This is a genomic window from Pseudomonas sp. P8_241 (assembly GCF_034008315.1).
Classification (GTDB): Bacteria; Pseudomonadota; Gammaproteobacteria; order Pseudomonadales; family Pseudomonadaceae; genus Aquipseudomonas.
Genome location: NZ_CP125377.1, coordinates 2,009,426 through 2,031,543 on the forward strand (window position 1 = coordinate 2,009,426; position 22,118 = coordinate 2,031,543).

20 protein-coding genes are annotated in these 22,118 nt (G+C 58.6%); 8 read left to right on the plus strand and 12 right to left on the minus strand.

What is annotated here, in order from left to right:
- Nucleotides 1-112: 112 nt before the first annotated feature.
- The 7 genes from QMK58_RS09160 to gcl all read right to left on the minus strand — a co-directional run bounded on the left by QMK58_RS09160 (nt 113) and on the right by gcl (nt 8,592).
- A complete protein-coding gene (locus QMK58_RS09160; protein WP_053156743.1) occupies nt 113-937 on the minus strand; it encodes an ion transporter in 825 nt (274 codons plus the stop codon).
- A gap of 21 nt (nt 938-958) precedes the next feature.
- Nucleotides 959-1,873, minus strand: coding sequence for an urea transporter (locus QMK58_RS09165; RefSeq protein WP_320396172.1), 915 nt, complete (start codon nt 1,871-1,873; stop codon nt 959-961).
- 148 nt (nt 1,874-2,021) lie between these two features.
- Entirely contained in the window at nt 2,022-3,437 is a 1,416-nt protein-coding gene (gene pyk / locus QMK58_RS09170; RefSeq protein WP_320396173.1) for a pyruvate kinase, read from the minus strand.
- A complete protein-coding gene (locus QMK58_RS09175; protein WP_320396174.1) occupies nt 3,434-4,708 on the minus strand; it encodes a glycerate kinase in 1,275 nt (424 codons plus the stop codon). Before QMK58_RS09175 ends, pyk begins: the two co-directional genes overlap by 4 nt.
- Before the next feature lie 177 nt (nt 4,709-4,885).
- Nucleotides 4,886-5,773, minus strand: a complete 888-nt coding sequence (locus QMK58_RS09180; RefSeq protein WP_320396175.1) for a 2-hydroxy-3-oxopropionate reductase — start codon at nt 5,771-5,773, stop codon at nt 4,886-4,888.
- 123 nt (nt 5,774-5,896) lie between these two features.
- Complete coding sequence (gene hyi / locus QMK58_RS09185; RefSeq protein ID WP_053156758.1) at nt 5,897-6,679, minus strand: hydroxypyruvate isomerase; 783 nt, start codon at nt 6,677-6,679, stop codon at nt 5,897-5,899.
- Nucleotides 6,680-6,816: 137 nt separating this feature from the next.
- The gene (gcl, locus tag QMK58_RS09190) at nt 6,817-8,592 is read right to left on the minus strand and encodes a glyoxylate carboligase (RefSeq protein ID WP_053156761.1); all 1,776 of its coding nucleotides are present in this window, start codon (nt 8,590-8,592) and stop codon (nt 6,817-6,819) included.
- A gap of 268 nt (nt 8,593-8,860) precedes the next feature.
- Between gcl and QMK58_RS09195 the strand changes: the two genes are divergently transcribed.
- On the plus strand, nt 8,861-9,301 hold the full coding sequence (locus tag QMK58_RS09195; RefSeq protein ID WP_053156764.1) for a GlcG/HbpS family heme-binding protein: 441 nt from the start codon (nt 8,861-8,863) through the stop codon (nt 9,299-9,301).
- A gap of 135 nt (nt 9,302-9,436) precedes the next feature.
- Here QMK58_RS09195 and QMK58_RS09200 read toward each other — a convergent pair whose 3' ends face one another.
- Nucleotides 9,437-10,042, minus strand: a complete 606-nt coding sequence (locus QMK58_RS09200; protein WP_053156767.1) for a TetR/AcrR family transcriptional regulator — start codon at nt 10,040-10,042, stop codon at nt 9,437-9,439.
- 134 nt (nt 10,043-10,176) lie between these two features.
- Between QMK58_RS09200 and QMK58_RS09205 the strand changes: the two genes are divergently transcribed.
- Nucleotides 10,177-11,091, plus strand: coding sequence for a DUF808 domain-containing protein (locus QMK58_RS09205; protein WP_053156772.1), 915 nt, complete (start codon nt 10,177-10,179; stop codon nt 11,089-11,091).
- Between the two features lie 134 nt (nt 11,092-11,225).
- On the opposite strand, the gene QMK58_RS09210 is transcribed toward QMK58_RS09205, so the two are convergent.
- Together QMK58_RS09210 and QMK58_RS09215 are read right to left on the minus strand one after the other, a co-directional pair.
- Nucleotides 11,226-12,014 (minus strand): VacJ family lipoprotein, encoded by a 789-nt coding sequence (locus tag QMK58_RS09210; protein ID WP_053156775.1) that lies wholly within the window; start codon nt 12,012-12,014, stop codon nt 11,226-11,228.
- Entirely contained in the window at nt 12,007-13,305 is a 1,299-nt protein-coding gene (locus QMK58_RS09215) for a serine/threonine protein kinase (protein WP_053156778.1), read from the minus strand. The genes QMK58_RS09210 and QMK58_RS09215 overlap by 8 nt, the downstream gene beginning before the upstream one ends.
- A gap of 226 nt (nt 13,306-13,531) precedes the next feature.
- On the opposite strand from QMK58_RS09215, the gene QMK58_RS09220 reads away from it, so the two are divergent.
- Entirely contained in the window at nt 13,532-13,900 is a 369-nt protein-coding gene (locus tag QMK58_RS09220) for a hypothetical protein (protein WP_053156783.1), read from the plus strand.
- 126 nt (nt 13,901-14,026) lie between these two features.
- Here QMK58_RS09220 and QMK58_RS09225 read toward each other — a convergent pair whose 3' ends face one another.
- The gene (locus QMK58_RS09225; RefSeq protein ID WP_053156786.1) at nt 14,027-15,622 is read right to left on the minus strand and encodes a beta (1-6) glucans synthase; all 1,596 of its coding nucleotides are present in this window, start codon (nt 15,620-15,622) and stop codon (nt 14,027-14,029) included.
- A 287-nt stretch (nt 15,623-15,909) separates the two neighbouring features.
- On the opposite strand from QMK58_RS09225, the gene QMK58_RS09230 reads away from it, so the two are divergent.
- The 3 genes from QMK58_RS09230 (at nt 15,910) to QMK58_RS09240 (ending at nt 19,012) form a co-directional block, all read left to right on the plus strand.
- A complete protein-coding gene (locus QMK58_RS09230) occupies nt 15,910-16,761 on the plus strand; it encodes a glycine betaine ABC transporter substrate-binding protein (protein ID WP_320396176.1) in 852 nt (283 codons plus the stop codon).
- Nucleotides 16,762-17,045: 284 nt separating this feature from the next.
- Nucleotides 17,046-17,357 (plus strand): DUF485 domain-containing protein, encoded by a 312-nt coding sequence (locus QMK58_RS09235; RefSeq protein WP_053156791.1) that lies wholly within the window; start codon nt 17,046-17,048, stop codon nt 17,355-17,357.
- On the plus strand, nt 17,354-19,012 hold the full coding sequence (locus QMK58_RS09240; protein WP_053156796.1) for a cation acetate symporter: 1,659 nt from the start codon (nt 17,354-17,356) through the stop codon (nt 19,010-19,012). Before QMK58_RS09235 ends, QMK58_RS09240 begins: the two co-directional genes overlap by 4 nt.
- A gap of 714 nt (nt 19,013-19,726) precedes the next feature.
- On the opposite strand, the gene gltA is transcribed toward QMK58_RS09240, so the two are convergent.
- Nucleotides 19,727-21,016, minus strand: a complete 1,290-nt coding sequence (gene gltA / locus QMK58_RS09245; RefSeq protein ID WP_053156800.1) for a citrate synthase — start codon at nt 21,014-21,016, stop codon at nt 19,727-19,729.
- A gap of 364 nt (nt 21,017-21,380) precedes the next feature.
- Between gltA and sdhC the strand changes: the two genes are divergently transcribed.
- Entirely contained in the window at nt 21,381-21,755 is a 375-nt protein-coding gene (gene sdhC, locus QMK58_RS09250) for a succinate dehydrogenase, cytochrome b556 subunit (RefSeq protein WP_032829628.1), read from the plus strand.
- Nucleotides 21,749-22,117 (plus strand): succinate dehydrogenase, hydrophobic membrane anchor protein, encoded by a 369-nt coding sequence (gene sdhD, locus QMK58_RS09255; RefSeq protein WP_053156804.1) that lies wholly within the window; start codon nt 21,749-21,751, stop codon nt 22,115-22,117. Before sdhC ends, sdhD begins: the two co-directional genes overlap by 7 nt.
- Nucleotide 22,118 lies beyond the last annotated feature (1 nt).

The window sequence follows — 22,118 nt, forward strand, 5'->3', positions numbered from 1 at the left end:
AAGATCAAAAGATCGCAGCCTGCGGCAGCTCCTACGGGTTATTAGTCTTTTATTCCAGCCAGCGACTATAGCCGGGGACGGATAGTCCTTTAAAGATTAAAAAGCTCTTTGCTTATTCCAGTTTTTTAAACAATGCATTGCCGCACCGGGAACAGAACGCGGCACCGTGTTCGTGACTGTTTTTCCGGCACACAGGGCAATCGTGTTGCAACTGTTCGCCACGCATCGCGTTGGCCAGTTCGGCGGTGAAAATGCCGGTGGGTACCGCGATGATCGAATAACCGGTGATCATCACCAGCGACGAGATCACCTGGCCCAGGGGTGTCTTGGGCACGATGTCGCCGAAACCCACGGTCGTCAGGGTCACGATCGCCCAGTAGATGCCTTTGGGTATGCTGGTGAAACCGTGTTCCGGGCCTTCAATCACATACATCAGGGTGCCGAATACTGTCACCAGGGTGCAGACGCTGACCAGAAACACCACGATTTTCTGCTTGCTGCCGCGCAGCGCCGACATCAGGTAGTTGGCTTGCTTGAGATAAGGGCTGAGCTTGAGCACGCGGAAAATCCGCAGCATCCGGATGATCCGGATAATCAGCAGGTACTGCGCATCGGCGTAATACAGCGCAAGGATACCGGGCACGATTGCGAGCAAGTCCACCAGTCCATAAAAGCTGAAGGCATAGCGCAGGGGCTTGGGCGAGCAGTAAAGGCGCAGGATGTACTCGCCAAGGAAGATGACCGTGAAACCCCATTCGATATAGGCGAGTACATCGGCGTAGTTTTTGTGAATGCTGTCGATGCTGTCGAGCATCACGATTACCAGGCTGGCGAGGATGATCAACAGTAAAATGCCGTCGAAACGCCGGCCAGCCTGGGTGTCGCTTTGGAAAATCATGACGTAAAGGTCTTCACGCCAGTTTTTGTTGCTGTCCATGGATTGCGCCTGACTCGATGATCAGCGCAGCCTAGGTTGATTCTCCTCCAGAGTGCAAGGCGTATGGCTGACAGGGGCCTTGGCAAACATTTGAACCACGCAGCGCACCAGCCAGCAGGCAAGAATGAACGGCGCAGTCAGGGTTGGCAGACCGATGGCGGCAAACATCGGTGTCAGCACCAGCGCTAGCACTATGCCAACCAGCGGCAGCCACGGCTGTTGGCGCTGCGAGCTGAGGGCAAGGGCGGCGAGCACGGCGTTATAGCCACCGAGGCCGAGCAGCGCGGTATAGAAGTCGTGTTGCAACAGGCTCCAGCCGATGCCGGCGACAGACGCCAACAGCGCCCAACAGAATGCGCGGCGATCGGCGATCAGCAAACCCGCGACAATCATCGCCCCGGCCAGCGGATGACCCAGGAACATCACCTGGCCGATGCCTTTGAGTGGCGCGGCGAGCATGTTCAGCGTGCTGACTTCGATCAAGCGAGCGTCTGTCGAGGGAGCGGCGAAGCACAGCAGCATCCAGCTCAGCACGACGAAGGGTGTGGTGTAGGCGGGCAGGTATTGGCTGACCCGCACGCGCTTGAGCCACTGTTGCGTGATCATCGCGCTCAGGCCGCCAGCAGCCAGAATCAGCGGCGGCATCATGGCCGACCAAGGGAAATACAGGCTCAGCAAAAGTCCGAGCAATACGCCGTTGTAGCTGTACAACCCGGCTTGACGATCAGTCTTGGCATAGTTGCGACGTTGCGCGGTGAGCAGCCCGGCGACGCCGCCGAGTAATGCGCCGCCCAGCAAGGCGGGCGCGGTGAACAGGATGGCCGAAAGAATCAGCAATCCACACAGCGGATTGCGCTGGAGGAATATTTGACTGAAGCCGTTGAGCAAAGCCTCGGCCCAGTCGGGGCAGTGGGTGTTGAAGTGGTTGGCAGGCATGGCAGTTCTGAAAGGTCGGTGAAACCGAGTCACCTCCATCGCCAGCAGGCTGGCTCCCACACTGAATCTCTGTTCAGTCTTGATTCCGTGATCGACACAAAACCAATGTGGGAGCCAGCCTGCTGGCGATGAGGCCGGTATGGGCGCTCTAGATCAACGTCTCGATACGCAATGAGTTAGTCGATCCCGGTTGACCAAAGGGCACACCGGCAGTGATCAATAATGTATCGCCGCGCTGGGCCATGCCCTGGGCCTGAGCAATCTCCAGTGCCGTCGAGCACACTTCGTCCACTTGACGCAGGCGATCATTGACCACCGAATGCACGCCCCACGCCACAGTCAGTCGGCGTGCGGTTTGCAGATTTGGCGTCAGATTGAGGATCGGCACCGTCGGCCGTTCCCGCGCTGCACGCAGGCTGGAAGTACCCGATTCGCTGTAGTTCACCAGCACCGCCACCGGCAGCACATTGCTGATGCGGCGAATCGCGCAGCTGATCGCATCGGAAACAGTCGCCTCGGCTTTTGGCCGGCTGACATCCAGTTGCGCCTGATAGTCCGGACCGTTTTCCACCTGGCGGATGATCTTGCTCATCATCTGCACGGCTTCGAGCGGGTATTCGCCGGACGCGGTTTCCGCCGACAGCATCACCGCGTCCGCACCTTCGGCCACGGCGTTGGCCACATCGGTTACCTCGGCGCGGGTTGGAGCCGGTGAGAAGCGCATCGACTCCAGCATCTGAGTGGCGACCACCACCGGTTTGCCCAGCTCGCGGCAGGTGCTGATGATGTTCTTCTGGATTTGCGGCACGCTTTCGGCCGGCACTTCCACGCCCAGGTCACCGCGAGCGACCATGATCGCGTCGCTCAATTGGGCGATCTCGCGCAGTTGTTCGACAGCCGACGGCTTCTCGATTTTCGCCATCAGGAACGCCTTGTCGCCGATCAGCGTACGGGCTTCGCGAATGTCGTCCGGACGTTGCACGAATGACAGCGCCACCCAGTCCACACCCAACTCCAGACCGAAGCTCAGGTCACGGCGGTCCTTGGCAGTCAATGGGCTGAGGTCGAGCACCGCTTGCGGTACGTTCACGCCTTTGCGGTCCGACAGTTCGCCGCCATTGAGCACCGTGGTGTCGATGGCGTCGGCGTATTTGGTGACCACACGCAGGCGCAGCTTGCCGTCGTCCAGCAGCAGGTCCATGCCCGGCTCCAGCGCGGCGATGATTTCCGGGTGCGGCAGGTTGACCCGGCGTTCATCGCCCGGTGTGGCGTCCAGATCCAGGCGCAAAGCCTGACCTCGCACCAGTTGGATCTTGCCTTCAGCGAATTTGCCAACCCGCAGTTTCGGACCTTGCAGATCCATCAGGATACCCAGCGGATAATTCAGCTGACGCTCGACTTCACGGATCCACTGAAAACGCTGGGCATGGTCGGCATGATCGCCATGACTGAAATTCAGGCGAAAGATGTTCACCCCGGCCTGCACCAGCTCACGGATGTCGTCGATTCCGTTGATGGCCGGGCCAAGGGTGGCGAGGATTTTGACCTTTTTATCAGGCGTCATGATGTTGGGCTCTCGAGGATCAGAATGGCGCGGAAATCGTTGACGTTGGTGCGGGTCGGCTCGGTGACGATCAGCGCGTCGAGCGCCTCGAAATAGCCGTAGCCATTGTTGTTGTCCAACTCGTCGCTGGTGCTCAAACCCAGGGCGGCGGCGCGGGCGTAGCTGTCTGGGGTCATGATCGCGCCGGCGTTGTCTTCGGAGCCGTCGATGCCGTCGGTGTCGCCGGCCAGCGCGTAGACGCCGGGCAGACCTTTGAGGCTGTCGGTCAGGCTCAGCAGGAACTCGGCGTTGCGTCCGCCACGGCCATTGCCGCGCACGGTCACGGTGGTTTCACCGCCCGAGAGAATCACGCAAGGTGCGGCCAGCGGTTGACCGTGCAGGACGATCTGCCGCGCGATACCGGCATGGACCTTCGCCACGTCTCGCGACTCGCCTTCCAGGTCACCCAGGATCAGCGGGCTGAAACCGGCCTGACGGCACTTCACCGCCGCGGCTTCAAGCGATTGCTGTGGGCGGGCAATCAACTGGAAGTGGCTGCGCGCCAGACTCGGATCGCCGGGCTTGACCGTCTCCGATTCCGGGCTTTGCAGCCAGTTGCGCACGGTGGCTGGCACTTCGATGTTGTAGCGCTTGAGGATCGCCAACGCTTCGGCGGAGGTGCTTGGGTCGGCCACGGTCGGGCCGGAGGCGATGACCGTGGCGAGGTCGCCCGGTACATCGGAAATCGCATAGGTATAAACAGTGGCAGGCCAGCAGGCTTTGCCCAGACGCCCACCCTTGATCGCCGAGAGGTGCTTGCGCACGCAGTTCATCTCGCCGATGGTCGCGCCGGACTTGAGCAGGGCTTTGTTGATGGACTGCTTGTCGGCCAGGGTGATGCCTTCGGCCGGCAGTGCCAGCAGGGCAGAGCCACCGCCCGAGAGCAGGAAAATCACGCGATCGCTTTCGTTCAGGTCGCTGACCAGTTCCAGCACGCGTTTGGCGACGGCCAGGCCGGCTGCATCGGGAACGGGGTGAGCGGCTTCGACCACTTCGATTTTTTCGCACGGTGCGCCGTGACCATAACGGGTCACCACCAGGCCGGACACTTCACCCTGCCAGCAGCGCTCAACCACTTGGGCCATGGCAGCTGCGGCTTTGCCGGCGCCAATGACGATCACGCGACCGCTGCGGTCGGCAGGCAAATGGGCTTCGAGGACTTGCTGCGGGTGCGCCGCGTCGATGGCTGTGGCAAACAGCTCGCGCAGCAATTGTTGCGGATCGACCGACATGACGGACTCCCGGAATTCTTGTTTTTGGGATTGACGTTGGAGCAGTGCTGAATAGATCGCTCGCAGGCCAGCGCCGACAGGGTTTCATCTGGTTCTGTAGGCGCTGGCTTGCCAGCGATCCAGGCGCCTCGGTGCTTCAGATACACCGAGGCGATTTTGTCGCGAGCAAGCTTGCTCCTACTTGCGAATCGAGAAGTTCGCCATGTGTTCCAGGCCCTTGATCAGCGCCGAGTGGTCCCAGTTACTGCCACCGATGGCCGCGCAGGTGCTGAACACTTGCTGAGTGTTGGCGGTGTTCGGCAGGTTGATGTTCAGTTCCTTGGCACCTTGCAGGGCCAGATTCAGGTCCTTCTGGTGCAGGCTGATGCGGAAACCTGGGTCGAAGGTGCCCTTGATCATGCGCTCGCCGTGCACTTCGAGGATCTTCGACGAAGCGAAACCGCCCATCAGTGCTTCGCGCACCTTGGCTGGATCGGCACCGTTTTTCGAAGCAAACAGCAGGGCTTCGGCCACGGCCTGGATATTCAGCGCAACGATGATCTGGTTCGCCACTTTCGCGGTTTGACCGTCGCCATTGCCGCCGACCAGGGTGATGTTCTTGCCCATGGCCTGGAACAGCGGCAGGGCGCGTTCGAAGGCATCGGCGTCGCCACCGACCATGATGCTCAGGGTCGCGGCCTTGGCGCCGACTTCACCACCGGATACCGGGGCGTCGAGGTATTGCGCGCCTTTTTCGTTGATCCTGGCAGCAAAGGCTTTGGTGGCGGTTGGCGAGATCGAGCTCATGTCGATCACGACTTTACCTTTGCCTACGCCAGCAGCGATGCCGTCGGCTCGGAACAGCACGTCATCGACCTGCGGGGTATCCGGCACCATGACGATGATGAATTCGGCTTCCTGTGCCACTTCGCGCGGGTTCGCCAGTGCGACGGCGCCAGCGGCGACCAGGTCGGCAGGGGCGGCGTCGTGGTGCGCCGACAGGAACAGGCTGTGACCGGCTTTCTGCAGGTTCGCCGCCATTGGGTGGCCCATGATGCCGGTGCCGATAAATCCGATTTTAGCCATGAGAAAATCCTCGTTGTATTTGTTTTTGTAGGAGCCGGCTTGCTGGCGATCCAGGCGACACGGTCTGTCTGATACACCGCGGTGATGCCATCGCCGGCAAGCCGGCTCCTACAGGGATTTGTGTTAGATCGCGTTGTGGGTTTTCAGCCAGCCCAGGCCTGCTTCAGTGGTGGTCAGCGGCTTGTATTCGCAACCGACCCAACCCTGATAACCAATGCGGTCCAGGTGTTCGAACAGGAAGCGGTAGTTGATTTCACCGGTGCCTGGTTCGTTGCGCCCCGGGTTGTCCGCGAGTTGCACGTGGTTGATCTCGGCCAGGTGCGATTGCAGGGTGCGCGCCAGATCACCTTCCATGATTTGCATGTGGTAGATGTCGTATTGCAGGAACAGGTTGGCGCTGCCGACCTGCTCGCGAATCGACAGGGCTTGCGCCGTGTTGTTCAGGTAGAAACCCGGAATGTCACGCGTGTTGATTGCTTCCATCACCAGTTTGATACCTGCCGCTTGCAGCTTGTCGGCGGCAAACTTGAGGTTGTCGACGAAGGTTTTCTCGACGGTGGCATCGTCAAAACCCTGCGGACGAATACCGGCCAGGCAGTTGACCTGGGTGTTGCCCAGCACTTGTGCGTAAGCGATGGCCAGATCGACACCGGCGCGGAACTCTTCGATACGGTCCGGCAGGCACGCGATACCGCGCTCGCCCTTGGCCCAATCACCGGCCGGCAGGTTGAACAGCACTTGAGTCAGACCGTGGGCATCAAGCTGGGCCTTGATTTCGGCGGAGCTGAAGTCGTACGGGAACAGGTATTCGACACCACTGAAGCCGGCCTTGGCGGCCGCTTCAAAACGGGCGAGAAAGTCCTGTTCAGTGAACAGCATGGACAGGTTGGCTGCGAAACGCGGCATGGTGGTCTCCCGTAAATATGTAAGGCCCCCTTGTAGGAGCCGGCTTGCTGGCGATGACGTTATCTCAGTCATATCAATGTCGATTGATACTCCGCTATCGCCAGCAAGCCGGCTCCTACAGAGGGAGCGAGCAGCTATTAATCAAGCAACGAAATCGCCGTCGGTGCGTCGTTGCCGACCAGCGCCAGGTCTTCGAATTCGTTGACGGCGTTGATCTCGGTACCCATGGAAATGTTGGTCACACGCTCCAGGATAATCTCGACGATCACCGGCACCTTGAACTCTTCGATCAGCTCCTGAGCCTTGCGCAGGGCAGGCTGGATCTGAGCCGGTTCGAACACACGCAGTGCCTTGCAGCCGAGGCCTTCGGCCACTGCGACGTGATCGACACCGTAGCCGTTGAGTTCCGGCGCGTTCAGGTTATCGAAGGACAGCTGCACGCAGTAGTCCATGTCGAAACCGCGCTGTGCCTGACGGATCAGTCCCAGGTACGAGTTGTTCACGACTACATGAATGTACGGCAGCTTGAACTGCGCGCCTACGGCCAATTCTTCGATCATGAACTGGAAGTCATAGTCCCCCGACAGGGCCACGACTTTACGGTTGGGATCGGCCTTGACCACACCCAGTGCTGCCGGAATGGTCCAGCCCAACGGGCCTGCCTGACCGCAGTTGATCCAGTGACGCGGCTTGTAGACGTGCAGGAACTGCGCGCCGGCAATCTGTGACAGACCGATGGTGCTGACGTAACAGGTGTCTTTGCCGAACACCTGGTTCATTTCTTCGTAAACGCGTTGCGGCTTGACCGGCACGTTGTCGAAGTGAGTCTTGCGCTGCAGGCTGGCTTTACGCTGCTGGCAGTCTTGCAGCCAGGCGCTGCGGTTCTTCAGCTTACCGGCGGCTTGCCATTCGCGAGCGACTTCGATGAACACGGTCAGCGCGGCGGCAGCGTCGGACACGATGCCCAGGTCCGGGGTGAACACGCGGCCGATCTGAGTGCCTTCGATATCGACGTGAATGAACTTGCGGCCTTCGGTGTACACATCCACCGAGCCGGTGTGACGGTTGGCCCAGCGGTTACCTATACCCAGCACCACGTCGGACTTCAGCATGGTGGCGTTACCGTAGCGGTGCGAAGTCTGCAAGCCAACCATGCCCACCATCAGCGGGTGATCGTCCGGGATGGTGCCCCAGCCCATCAGGGTCGGGATCACCGGAATACCGGTCAGTTCGGCGAACTCGACCAACAGATCGCTGGCGTCGGCATTGATGATGCCTCCACCGGCCACCAGCAATGGGCGTTCAGCCTGATCCAGCAAGGCCAGAGCCTTCTCGACTTGAACGCGGCTGGCGGTCGGCTTGGCCAGCGGCAGTGGCTGGTAAGCGTCGATGTCGAATTCGATTTCGGCCATCTGCACGTCGAACGGCAGGTCGATCAGCACCGGGCCTGGACGGCCGGAGCGCATTTCGAAGAAAGCTTTCTGGAACGCGTAGGGCACTTGGCCCGGTTCGAGAACCGTGGTTGCCCACTTGGTGACGGGCTTGACGATGCTGGTGATGTCGACAGCCTGGAAGTCTTCCTTGTGCATACGGGCGCGGGGTGCCTGGCCGGTAATGCAGAGGATTGGAATCGAGTCGGCCGAGGCGCTGTAGAGCCCGGTGACCATGTCAGTACCGGCAGGGCCGGAAGTCCCGATGCACACGCCGATGTTGCCAGCCTTGGTGCGGGTGTAGCCCTCGGCCATGTGCGAGGCGCCTTCAACGTGGCGAGCAAGGACATGATCGATGCCGCCGACCTTTTGCAGGGCGTTGTACAACGGGTTGATGGCGGCACCCGGGATGCCAAAAGCGGTATCAACCCCTTCACGGCGCATCACCAGAACGGCGGCTTCGATTGCTCTCATTTTGCTCATGGTTTTGTGCCTCTTTACGTTTTGTAATTGTATACAAGTGGCTTTGCGCAGAGTGTATTCACGGCGGACGGCGCAGGTCAATCCATTTTCTCAAGCGCTCGTTTCATTCGTCTGAAGCCCGTTCTGCTGTGGCTTTTCGTCGCATGTCGCGCTTTTCGATAATTATTGTATACAAAAAAATAATTCATTGTGTTCTATTTGTTGCATCGGGCTGCGACGTAAAAGCGCAGCTCAACGGCTTTCCGAAAAACAAAATGAGGACGGCACCATGAGCGCTTTAACCTTGAAAGTCGCAGTCAACCTGGTCAACGAAGCCATCACCGCAGGGCGTGCAATCTGCGCGGCACCCTTGACCATCGCAGTACTGGATGCCGGCGGGCATCTGATCACCCTGCAGCGCGAAGACGGCGCGAGCCTCCTGCGCCCGCACGTCGCCATCGGCAAAGCCTGGGGCGCGATCGCGCTGGGCAAGGGTTCACGTCTGCTGGCGCTGGATGCGCAACAACGTCCGGCGTTTATCGCGGCGTTGAACAGCCTGGGGCAGGGCAGCGTCGTGCCGGCACCGGGAGGGGTGTTGATCCGCGATCAGGCGGGCAATGTGCTGGGGGCGTTGGGGATCAGCGGGGATTTGTCCGATGTTGATGAGCAGTGTGCGATCACTGCGATTGAGGTGTTGGGGTTGCGGGCGGATGCGGGGGTGGTTGCTTAAGTTTTTTATTGATTGATCTACCGTCATCGCCAGCAGGCTGGCTCCCACAGGGGGATGTTTGTCTTACACAAATTTTGTGTTCACAAGGATCCAGTGTGGGAGCTAGCCTGCTAGCGATGAAGACACAGCGATGGATCAATCCGGCTCACATCCTTTGAGCACCAACCGAATAATCGTCTGCGCCGCCGCTTCATAATCTTCTTCGTCCAGCTTTGCCTTGCCAGTGATAGCCGTGATCTGCCAGTCGAAATCAGCGTAGGTCTGGGTCGCGGCCCAGATGCTGAACATCAGGTGGTTGGGGTCGATGGGGGCGATTTGCCCGCGATCGATCCAGGTCTGGATACACTCGATATTGTGTTTGGCCTGGCCGTTGAGCTGTTCGACGAGGTCGGTGCTCAGGTGCGGTGCGCCGTGCATGATTTCGCTGGCGAACACCTTGGAGGCGAAAGGCAGGTCGCGGGAAATGCGGATTTTCGAGCGAATGTAGCCGCTGAGCACTTCGCTGGGAACACCGTCCGGATTGAAGGGCGTGGACGCCTGGAGAATCGGCTCGATGATACTTTCCAGGACCTCGCGGTAGAGGTTTTCCTTGGATTTGAAATAGTAATAGACGTTGGGCTTGGGCAATCCCGCCTTGGCTGCGATGTCGCTGGTTTTGGTCGCAGCGAAGCCTTTGTCGGCGAATTCTTCACTGGCGGCACGCAGGATCAGTTGTTTGTTGCGCTCGCGGATTGTGCTCATAAAGCCGGTGGTTCCTTGCCTGTTCTGGCGGTTGCGCATGGTATCACCGGGCTCGCGCGGCGCTCAAGAATGCACCATAGCCTGTTGCGCCGCGCTATGCTGCATCGCATTTATCGAAGAAGGAAACCTGACCCATGGCAGGAAGCAGTTTGCTGGTGCTGATCGACGACATCGCCACCGTACTGGACGATGTATCGTTGATGACCAAAATGGCCGCCAAGAAGACTGCCGGGGTGCTCGGCGACGATCTGGCGCTCAATGCCCAGCAAGTCAGCGGCGTGCGCGCCGAACGGGAGATCCCGGTGGTCTGGGCGGTCGCCAAGGGGTCGTTCATCAATAAGCTGATCCTGGTGCCGTCGGCATTGGCCATCAGCGCATTCGTTCCGTGGCTGGTCACGCCGTTGCTGATGGTCGGTGGCGCTTACCTGTGCTTCGAAGGTTTCGAAAAGCTCGCCCACAAATTCCTGCACAGCAAGGCCGAGGACGCCGCCGAGCATGCGCAGCTGGTCGAGGCGGTGGCCGATCCTGCCACCGACCTGGTGGCCTTCGAGAAGGACAAGATCAAAGGCGCCGTGCGCACCGACTTCATTCTTTCGGCGGAAATTATTGCGATCACCCTCGGCACCGTGGCCGATGCGCCGCTGTCCCAGCAAGTAATCGTGCTGTCGGGCATCGCAATCGTCATGACGGTCGGCGTCTATGGCCTGGTGGCGGGCATCGTCAAACTCGACGATCTGGGGCTGTGGCTGACGCAGAAGCCCGGACAGATGGCGAAAAGCATCGGCGGCGCGATCCTGCGGGCAGCGCCTTACATGATGAAAAGTCTGTCGGTGATCGGCACGGCCGCGATGTTCCTGGTCGGCGGGGGGATCCTGACCCATGGTGTGCCTGTGGTGCATCACTGGATTGAAAGTGTCAGCGCGGGGGCGGGCGGGGCAGGGTTTATCGTGCCGATGTTGCTGAATGCGGCGGCGGGTATTGTCGCGGGTGCAGTGGTGCTGGCCGGTGTGATGGTCGCAAGCAAAATCTGGAAAGCCCTGAAAGGCTGAAAGCAATCACATAACAAATGTGGGAGTGAGCCTGCTCGAGAAGAGGGCGTGTCAGTCACCAAAAAGGTTGTCTGTCACACCGTCATCGCGAGCAGGCTCGCTCCCACACTGTTTTTGTTTTTTGGGCGCCGGACTTACTCGGCAACCTGCAACTTGCGAGACTCCGTATACACGTAACGCACTTTTTCATATTCGAACGGTGAGTTCAGCTGACCGTAGCGGAAGCTGGTCTGGTTGCGCTTGTCGATGCCGCGCAGGATCCAGACTTCCGGATGGTTGGAGCTGACTTCGGATACGTTGAGAAAGTTGATCGCCGAATCCGCGCTGAAGTCCACGATCAGGCCGCCCGTGTCCCGCAGGTTCGACGGTCCAAGGATGGGTAATACGAAGTAGGCACCGCCTGGTACACCGTAGAAGCCCAGTGTCTGGCCAAAGTCTTCGTTCTGACGCGGCAAGCCCATGGCAGTTGCCGGGTCCCACAGGCCGGCAATGCCGATGGTGGTGTTGAGCAGCAGTCGCGCAGTGGTTTCCATCGAGCGCTCACCCTTGAACTGCAGCAGGCTGTTCAACAGGTTTGGTACATCGCCAAGGTTGTTGAAAAAGTTGCTGACGCCGGTGCGCAGGAAGCTCGGAGTGATATAGCGATAGCCGTTGACGACGGGCAGGAACACCCACTCGTCAAAGCGATAGTTGAAGTGGTAAACGCGACGGTTCCACTCTTCCAGCGGGTCGTAGATGTTCAGCGCGTTGAGCGTCGAGCGTTCGAATTCGCGCTGATCGAGGCCCGGGTTGATCTTCAGCTTGCTCAATGGTTCCTTGAAGCCGTCACTGTCGACCACGGTGGGGGCGTTGGCCTTGCTGTTATCGGCATTGGCGATGTTTGCACAGAGTAACGCGGCGAGAAGCAGGAGATATTTAGCCACGGAAGAACTCCAGCATGGCGTCGCTGTTGACGCGGTAATTAAGGTTGCCGCAATGGCCGCCCAGTGGATAAACAGTCAAGCGTTTGCCAAACGTCTCGCGCAGGAAGCCCAAGTCGCCCGGGCCGAGGATCACGTCATCGGCATTGTGCATGACGGCGATTTTCGGGCTGTTGTGCAGATAGTCTTTCAGCGCATACAAACTGACCTGGTCAATCAGTTGCAGCAGGCTGCCACCGTCGGTGCGGGCGCGCCACATAGGGATCACCTGTTCGGTGATGTAGCAATCGAAGTCGCATTGCAGCGCACGCTTGAGGAACGGCGTGAGGCTGGTGCCTTCGGTAATCGGGAACTTGGGCGGCGTGATCAGGCCGCGGCGGTTGATCAGGTCCGAGGTAAATGCGATGTCGGCAGCCGAAAAGCGAAACGATGTGCCAATCAGCATGGCCATCTGTTCGTTGGTCAGATGCTGTTTGGACTGCTGGAAATCGTAAAGCAGGGCATCGTTGAGGTCGATGTAGCCCTTCTGCTGGAAGTAGCGGGTCAGTTTGTTCAGTACCAGCTCATAAAAGGTAGTGCTGTTGTTGATGCCCTTCACCTCGGTTTGCACCAGCTTGTCGAGGTTGGTGATGGAGGTGTAGAGGTTCACCGGCGGGTTGAGCAACAGGACTTTCTTGAAGTTGAAGCTGCGGCGGGTTTCGTCCAGGTGCGCTACAAAGGCGGCATCCAGAGCACCCAGGCTGTAACCGGTCAGGTAGTAATCGGTGACCGGCAGGTTCGGGTTTTGTGCCCGTACGGCCTGCATCACCCGATACATATCCTCGGCGTCTTCCTTGGTGACGCCAGGTGTAGCAAAGCGCGAAGCGGCGCTGATGAAATCGAAGCTGGTCGGCGAAGACAGCTGCACCACGTGATAACCAGCTTTGTAGTAGAGCTTCTTCAGGTATTCGTTGTGGCTGCTGTCATAGCGTGCGCCGGTGCCGGCAATCAGGAAAATCAGTGGAGCGGCATGGTCCTGGGTGGCGATGCGGTAATTGAGGCTCTTCACTGGCCAGAAGTTGTCCGGCAGTTCAAACGCCCGCTCGGGGCGCAGGGTGATGCTGCGTGTCGACTGATCGATGTCTTCGTCCAGCGGCAATTCGGGACGCAGGTCCGGTGGTGTCGTGGCGATGGTCGCTTCGAACGGATTGGTGAGGGGATAGCCATAACTGGCAGCGTCTATATCGACCGCCAGTGCGGACGCACTCAATATAAGGCCGCCAAAGAGGGCGGCGAAGCGCAAGGAACGGAGCATGACTAGATCCCTTAGAAGAAGGTGCCGATTGAATTTCGCAGGCTATGACCACAGGGTTTGCGCCTAAGTGCCATGCATCGGCACCAAACAGGGCGGATTTCGAAGTAATAGTAGCTGGACGATACACTTTGCAGCGATTGAATGACCAGTTAACAGTTGTTATAGCTTGCGAATCGTTTGTGTGCGATTAAGCTGGCCGCCGTTTTTTCGTCAATTGGAGTGCTACATGTCCCGTCGCCTGCCCGTGATCCTGCTGCTTGTTTTGCTGCCTGTCTGGCTGGCCGCCAGTTATGGCGCGCGTTATGGCTTCATGGAGGATGCGCAATGGGTTGGCATTTGCGTTGACGAGACAAGCCGTTGGGAATGTCAGGTACGTTCGAATCTGGGGTTGATGATTCACTTCGCCGTCCTGGGATGGGCTGCATTGGCGGCTGCGATTATCGGTTTCGTTGTGCCGGGGCGGGCAGGGTGGTGGCTGGCGGTACTGGCGCTGGTGTTCGGGTTACCCGCGCTGGCGTTGTACAACACGACCTTGGCGGTGTTTGCGGTGGTGGTTGCGGGGTTGCGGTTGGTTCGGGCGTCTCGTAGCGCCTGATAGATTGCCATCGCGAGCAGGCTCGCTCCTACAGTAGATCTTCAGCGAACGCAAAATTGGCGTGCGACAAAAATCAAATGTAGGAGCAAGCTTGCTCGCGATGGGGCCGTACGCTTCGCTGTTAATTCAAGCCTTGCGAACTCGCAGGCAACGCCACAACGCCGCCACCATCAACACACTCACCAACGCCCAACCCCAAGCCTGCTGATTCTGCAGCCCTTCACGAAACAACTGCGGTGCAATGCTGGCCCCGATAATGAAGGTCAGCAGCGCAATCTCCCGACGCTGCACGCTCACCGGGCGGCATAGGTAGACGAGTGCTGGCACGACAAACGCGACACTCGGGAAGCTGCGATAACGCGGGTCGAGCACCAGTTCGAGCATCATCACTGCCGCCGCAAAACCGGAAGCTGCGACGAGCCATCCAGCGTGGCGCTCCAAAAAGTTGAAAGCGCTTTCACGCCATCCGGTGCGTGAGCTCAGCGTAAGCGCCGCATGGGCAATGATCAGCAGATTCAACACGGTCAGCAAACCGACCCACAACCATTCACTGTTGAAGCGAGTGGTGACCCGCGCCAGGTCGCCCCAGGCACCCAGCGAGCAGGCGGCGAGTGCACCGAAAAGCGGGAGTATCAAAGCCGCGCGCGTGCTACGAACCCGACCGCCAAGCAGCAGCGTGCCGATGAAAATCAAACCACCCACCACCAGCCATTGCGACCAGTACGGCACGTTCGTCACCGGCCCGGCCAGCACGCCTTTGTCCTGGCGGTCGGCATCGAACAATCCCCAGTAACCGCCGACTGCACCTTCGCTGGCGCGTTTCCACGGCTGGTCGAAAGCTTCGATCAGGTTGTAATGCCAGCCTTGCTGCTCGGCCATGGTGACAAAGCCACGAATGAATTTGGCTTCGTTAACCCGGCTCGGCAGCGCGGTTTCACGCTGGCGGCCCTCACTCGGCCAGCCGGTTTCGCCAATCATCACGTCCTTGGGCGCGAACTTGTTGCCGAACACCTGGCGTACCTCGGCCACATGTTGCAGGGCGGCATCGATGTTCGATGGATCATCTTCCCAGTACGGCAGCAAGTGGATGGTCAGGAAGTCCACGGCGGGGGCGATTTGCGGATGCTTGAGCCAGAACTCCCAGACGTCGGCATAAGTGACGGGTTGTTTGACCTGGCTTTTGACTTTGTTGATCAGCTTGGCCAGTTGTGGTCCGGTAACTTCCTTGCGCAGCAGGGCTTCGTTGCCGACGATCACCGCGCTCACCACGTCGGCGTTGGCGTTGGCCGAGGCGATCAGCATATCGACCTCTTTTTCCGTGTCCACCGGATTGCTGTTCACCCAGGCGCCGATCATCAACTTCAAGCCATGCTTGCGCGCCAGATCCGGCAACGCTTCGAGGCCGGTCATGGAGTAGGTACGAATGCATTCGAAGCTCTTGGACAGCAGCGCGAGGTCAGCGTCCATGCGCTCGGGACGCAAATTGAACGGCACATCGAACGGTGATTGGTCTTTATCGAATGGCGTGTAGGAGGCGCACTGCAGCTTGTGCGTCGCGCTGGCCACGTCCGGCAAAATCACCGGTTTGCCAAGCCCGTACCAAAAGCCGCAGAGCGCGAACAGACCCAGCAGGCAAGCGAAAAAATAAGCAGCAAAAGGGAATCGAGGAGTCGCGGACATGGTCAGACCGTGTGGGAGCAAAGCGGCGCATGTTACCTGCATTTACCGCGTGCTTGGGGGCCTGCATGATTTTGACATGCAAAGTTCGGGCGGATCGGCCGGAGTGTTTGTCGTGCTCAGGGTTAATGGCGTTCTGATGTCGTTTCTCGTTGCTTTGAGGTCGCTGGCAGAGCAGGTCGTCATTGGCGCGAGGTTGATGATCGGAGTGTCAGTGCTCCGCTGATGTTCGAGCGAGTTTGCAGTGAGGCGTGATGGGGGCGCTGTGCACGATAACTATACGTTGACGCGGCTCGGCACCCGTCGAGCGCAGCACTTTCGGGGAAGTAACGATGAAGATGCGACGACTTTTAGGCGCGAGTGCCGCTCTGGTACTTGCGGTTGGCTCCACATTCGCCAATGCCGAGAGCAAGACCCTGAGCATCGGTTATGTTGACGGCTGGTCCGACAGCGTTGCGACCACTCACGTGGCCGCCGAAGTGATCAAACAGAAGCTCGGTTATGACGTGAAGCTGCAGGCCGTCGCCACCGGGATCATGTGGCAAGGCGTGGCGACCGGCAAGCTCGACGCCATGCTATCGGCGTGGCTGCCAGTGACACACGGCGATTACTGGACCAAGAACAAGGATCAGGTTGTCGATTACGGCCCCAACTTCAAAGACGCGAAAATCGGTTTGATCGTACCGGAGTATGTGAAAGCCAAGACAGTCGGCGACTTGAAAACCGATGACACCTTCAAGAACCGCATCGTTGGTATCGACGCCGGTTCAGGCGTAATGCTCAAGACCGAGCAGGCCATCAAGGATTACGACCTGACCGGTTATCAACTCAAGGCCAGTTCCGGCGCCGGCATGATTGCCGAGCTGACTCGCGCCGAGAAGAAAAACGAATCCATCGCCGTGACCGGTTGGGTGCCGCACTGGATGTTCGCCAAGTGGAAACTGCGTTTCCTGGAAGACCCGAAAGGCGTGTATGGCGCTGCTGAAACCGTCAACAGCATCGGCAGCAAAGAGCTGGCAACCAAAGCACCGGAAGTGGCCAAGTTCCTGAAGCACTTCCAGTGGGCGTCGAAAGACGAAATCGGCGAAGTCATGCTGGCGATTCAGGATGGTGCCAAACCTGAAGCGGCGGCGAAGGACTGGGTCGCTAAACACCCGGAGCGCGTGGCTGATTGGACTAAATAATCTGAGTTGATGCTTCAGGTCAGTCTCTTCCAGGGTCGCTGGGCATTCTATGCCTAGTGGCCCTTTTTCTTTTCTGTAGGAGCAAGCTTGCTCGCGATGGGCGTGAACGTTAACGCGTGCCGCCGGGAAAAACTCGGTGCCTCCAAATTCATCGCGAGCAAGCTCGCTCCTACAATTGGCAGATATGTCATGGCGTTCTAAGACTAAGGTCGTCTGGAACCTGCCCCGCAGCCGCATAGAGTGGATACCGTTCCAACTAAATCTGTGCTGCGAGGATAAAAACAATGAACGACAGCATTTACCTCTCGATTCAAAACAGCCCGCGCTTCAAGGAGCTGGTTAGCAAGAGGGAACGATTCGCCTGGATTCTTTCGGCGATCATGCTAGGGCTTTACTCCGGATTCATCCTTTTGATTGCCTACGGGCCGCATGTGCTGGGGGCGAAAATCAGCCCTGAGTCATCGATTACCTGGGGTATACCGATCGGTGTCGGGCTGATTATCTCGGCCTTCGTCCTGACCGCTATTTACGTGCGACGCGCCAACGGCGAATTCGACGACCTGAACAATGCGATTCTCAAGGAGGCTCAGCAATGATCCGGCGTCTAATGGCTCTGTTGAGCATCGCAGCCTTCGCACCGGGCGCCTGGGCGGCTGACGCCCTGACCGGCGCCGTGCAGAAACAACCGCTGAACGTCGCCGCGATCCTTATGTTCGTGGCGTTCGTCGGCGCAACCTTGTGCATCACTTACTGGGCGTCCAAGAAAAACAACTCGGCCTCCGACTACTACGCCGCTGGCGGCAAGATCACCGGTTTCCAGAACGGTCTGGCGATTGCCGGTGACTACATGTCGGCAGCATCCTTCCTGGGCATTTCCGCGCTGGTGTTCACCTCCGGCTACGACGGTCTGATCTACTCGATCGGCTTCCTGGTGGGCTGGCCGATCATTCTGTTCCTGATCGCCGAGCGCTTGCGGAACCTGGGCAAGTACACCTTTGCCGACGTGGCGTCCTATCGCCTGGGCCAAACCCAGATTCGCTCGCTGTCCGCGTGCGGTTCGCTGGTGGTGGTGGCGTTCTACCTGATCGCGCAAATGGTGGGTGCCGGCAAGCTGATTCAGCTGCTGTTCGGTCTCGACTACCACGTTGCAGTGATCCTGGTCGGTATCCTGATGTGCATGTACGTGTTGTTCGGCGGCATGCTGGCGACCACCTGGGTGCAGATCATCAAGGCAGTCCTGCTGCTGTCCGGCGCTTCGTTCATGGCGCTGATGGTGATGAAGCACGTTAACTTCGACTTCAACATGCTGTTCTCCGAAGCGATCAAGGTTCACCCCAAAGCTGAAGCGATCATGAGCCCGGGCGGCCTGGTGAAAGATCCGATCTCGGCGTTCTCCCTTGGTCTGGCCCTGATGTTCGGTACCGCTGGCCTGCCACACATCCTGATGCGCTTCTTCACCGTGAGTGACGCTAAAGAAGCTCGCAAGAGCGTGTTGTATGCAACTGGTTTCATTGGTTACTTCTACATCCTGACCTTCATCATTGGCTTCGGCGCGATCCTGCTGGTCAGCACCAACCCGGCCTTCAAAGATGCTGCTGGCGCGCTGTTGGGCGGCAACAACATGGCGGCGGTGCACCTGGCCAACGCGGTCGGTGGCAGTATCTTCCTGGGCTTCATCTCGGCGGTGGCGTTCGCGACCATTCTGGCAGTGGTAGCTGGTCTGACTCTGGCCGGTGCTTCGGCGGTGTCCCACGACCTGTACGCCAGCGTGATCAAGAAAGGCAAAGCCAACGAGAAGGATGAGATTCGCGTCTCGAAGATCACCACCATCGCCTTGGCGGTGCTGGCAATTGGTCTGGGTATCCTGTTCGAGAGCCAGAACATTGCGTTCATGGTCGGCCTGGCATTCTCCATCGCGGCGAGCTGCAACTTCCCGGTGCTGCTGCTTTCCATGTACTGGAAAAAGCTGACCACTCGCGGTGCGATGATCGGCGGCTGGATGGGGCTGATCAGTGCGGTCGGTTTGATGGTGCTTGGTCCGACCATCTGGGTGCAGATCCTGCATCACGAGAAGGCTATCTTCCCGTATGAGTACCCGGCGCTGTTCTCGATGATGATTGCCTTTGTCGGTATCTGGTTCTTCTCGATCACTGACAAGTCGACGGCGGCTGACAATGAGCGGGCGCTGTTTTTCCCGCAGTTTGTTCGTTCGCAGACTGGCCTGGGCGCGAGTGGGGCGGTTTCGCACTAAGCGTTTGGGTTTGACTGTTTAAGATGTGTTGAATGGAATGCCCCGGTCGAGAGATCGGGGCATTTTTTTATTGGGCGGTAATCGGCCTGAATTTGGTGGATGTAGCCGATTTACTGTAGGAGCTGGCTTGCCAGCGATGGCGGCCTGCCTGCCGGCCAGATTTCGCGGATGTATCACTCCGAGCTGCCGAAGGCAGCGATCTTTTGATCTTGCCTTTAAAAAACAGAGTCAAAAGATCGCAGCCTCGTTGCACTCGACAGCTCCTACAGGGAGGGCGCGTACACATCAGAACCAGGCCGGCCGGTAGGCCGCCTCGGACGCTGTTGCGGTGCAGGCTCCCTCGTGAGGCCGAGAGGAGGTTCTGCGCAGTGGGCAACCCGGCATGGATGCCGGGTTAGCCGCCCCCGGCCATGGATGGCCGATGGCGGCGGGCCCACGGAGCAGGACCGGAGCGAGGGAATGCCGAGCCACGGCGAGGCACCGAATGTCAGGGGCAAGAGCCCTTGGTTACTTGGGGCCGGGCGGCGTTCCGTTTTTCCAAGTGACCCGCCGTAAGGGCGGAACCCTAAGTGGCCGTTACAGAAAAAACGGATATGTACCCGAGCAAAGAACCAATTGCGAAAAAGGCGCACAAACAAAAACGGCCTCCTGCTCTTTATATAAAAAGCAGAGGCCGTCTCCGGTACAACTCAACACGCTACAGCAAGACAGATCTTACTTACGGTCTTCCAGCTTGGTGATGTCACGCGACTCGTAGCCGGTGTACAGCTGGCGCGGGCGGCCGATCTTGTACGGGCTGGAGAGCATTTCTTTCCAGTGGGAGATCCAGCCGACGGTCCGCGCCAGGGCGAAGATTACGGTGAACATGCTGGTTGGAATGCCGATCGCCTTGAGGATGATCCCCGAGTAGAAGTCGACGTTCGGGTACAGCGAGCGTTCGATGAAGTACGGGTCGGTCAGAGCGATCTCTTCCAGGCGCATGGCCAGTTCGAGTTGCGGATCGTTGTTGATCCCCAGTTCGCGCAGCACTTCGTCGCAGGTCTGCTTCATCACGGTGGCGCGTGGGTCGCGGTTTTTGTAAACGCGGTGACCGAAGCCCATCAGTTTGAACGGATCGTTCTTGTCCTTGGCCTTGGCAATGAACTTGTCGATGTTCGAAACATCGCCGATTTCATCGAGCATGGTCAGTACGGCTTCGTTGGCGCCGCCATGGGCAGGGCCCCACAGTGCAGCGATACCGGCGGCGATACAGGCGAACGGGTTGGCGCCCGAAGAGCCAGCCAGACGTACGGTGGAGGTCGAAGCGTTCTGCTCGTGGTCGGCGTGGAGGATGAAGATCCGGTCCATGGCCTTGGCGAGTACCGGGCTGATCGGTTTGATCTCGCACGGGGTGTTGAACATCATGTGCAGGAAGTTTTCCGCGTACGACAGGTCGTTGCGCGGGTACATCATGGGTTGGCCCATGGAGTACTTGTAAACCATCGCTGCCAGGGTAGGCATCTTGGCAACCAGGCGGATCGCGGAAATTTCGCGATGCTGCGGGTTATTGATGTCCAGGGAGTCGTGGTAGAACGCCGAGAGGGCGCCGACTACGCCGCACATTACGGCCATCGGGTGAGCGTCGCGACGGAAGCCGTTGAAGAAAGTCTTCAGCTGCTCGTGAACCATGGTGTGGTTCTTCACGGTGCTGACGAACTGGGCCTTCTGTTCTGCGGTCGGCAGTTCGCCGTTGAGCAGCAGATAGCAGGTTTCCAGGTAGTCCGACTTTTCAGCCAACTGCTCGATCGGATAGCCGCGATGCAACAAAATGCCATTGTCACCGTCAATATAGGTGATCTTCGACTCGCAAGAAGCGGTCGACATGAAGCCTGGGTCAAAGGTGAAGCGGCCCGTGGCCGTCAGACCCCGAACATCGATAACATCGGGACCAACGGTGCCGGTTAAAATGGGCAGCTCGACGGGGGCTGCGCCCTCGATGATCAACTGCGCTTTTTTGTCAGCCATGTGGCCTCCTATTTATGCTTGAAATCATCAGACAGACCCCCCACGCAGGGCCCGCACCACTATAGTGAGATAAATTTGAATGTCAATTTGCCTAAAGTCTTGCTGCTAAAGGCTTTAACCGTACTTTTTCCTCGAAATTGACTGCCATTTACGCCTTTTATCCAACTTGTGCAATCAGCTATTAGGGGAAGGTGAACGCGTTGTCATTAGTAGCCTAACTGTCTATACTCGGCCACCGACCGCCAAGGGCTTTTGGGCTTGCTTTCATTGGGGGTCGCATCCCTGGGTGGTGGTTACCTGACCAGTGCACTCCCCAACAACTTTGCCCTGATTGTTAGGGGCTCTTCAGTGTGAAAAAAAAGCCGTGAAAAGCCAACGACCTGTAAACCTAGACCTAAGGACCATCAAACTCCCAGTCACTGCTTACACGTCCATCCTTCACCGTATTTCCGGTGTCATCCTCTTCGTGTGCCTTGCCATCATGCTTTATGCATTGGACAAGTCGCTGAGCTCTGAGGAAGGCTTCGGTCAGGTGAAAGCGTGTCTGACCAGTCCGCTAGCCAAGCTAGTGACATGGGGCATCCTGTCCGCTCTGCTTTATCATCTGGTAGCCGGTGTGCGCCATTTGATCATGGACATGGGCATCGGTGAGACGCTGGAAGGCGGCAAGCTGGGCTCGAAAATCGTTATCGCCGTTTCCGTGGTGGTAATCGTTCTGGCAGGAGTTTGGATATGGTAACTAACGTCACGAACCTCTCGCGTTCGGGCCTCTATGACTGGATGGCGCAACGTGTGTCTGCGGTCGTTCTCGCGGCTTACTTCATCTTCCTGATCGGATACATCGCGGCCAACCCTGGCATCGATTACGCCCAGTGGCATGAACTGTTCGCCCATAACGGAATGCGTATCTTCAGCCTCCTGGCCCTCGTTGCCCTCGGCGCTCACGCCTGGGTCGGCATGTGGACCATCGCGACCGACTACCTGACGCCAATGGCGTTCGGCAAGTCCGCGACGGCTATACGTTTCCTTTTCCAGGCAGTCTGCGGCGTTGCGATGTTCGCTTACTTCGTCTGGGGCGTGCAGATTCTCTGGGGTATCTGAT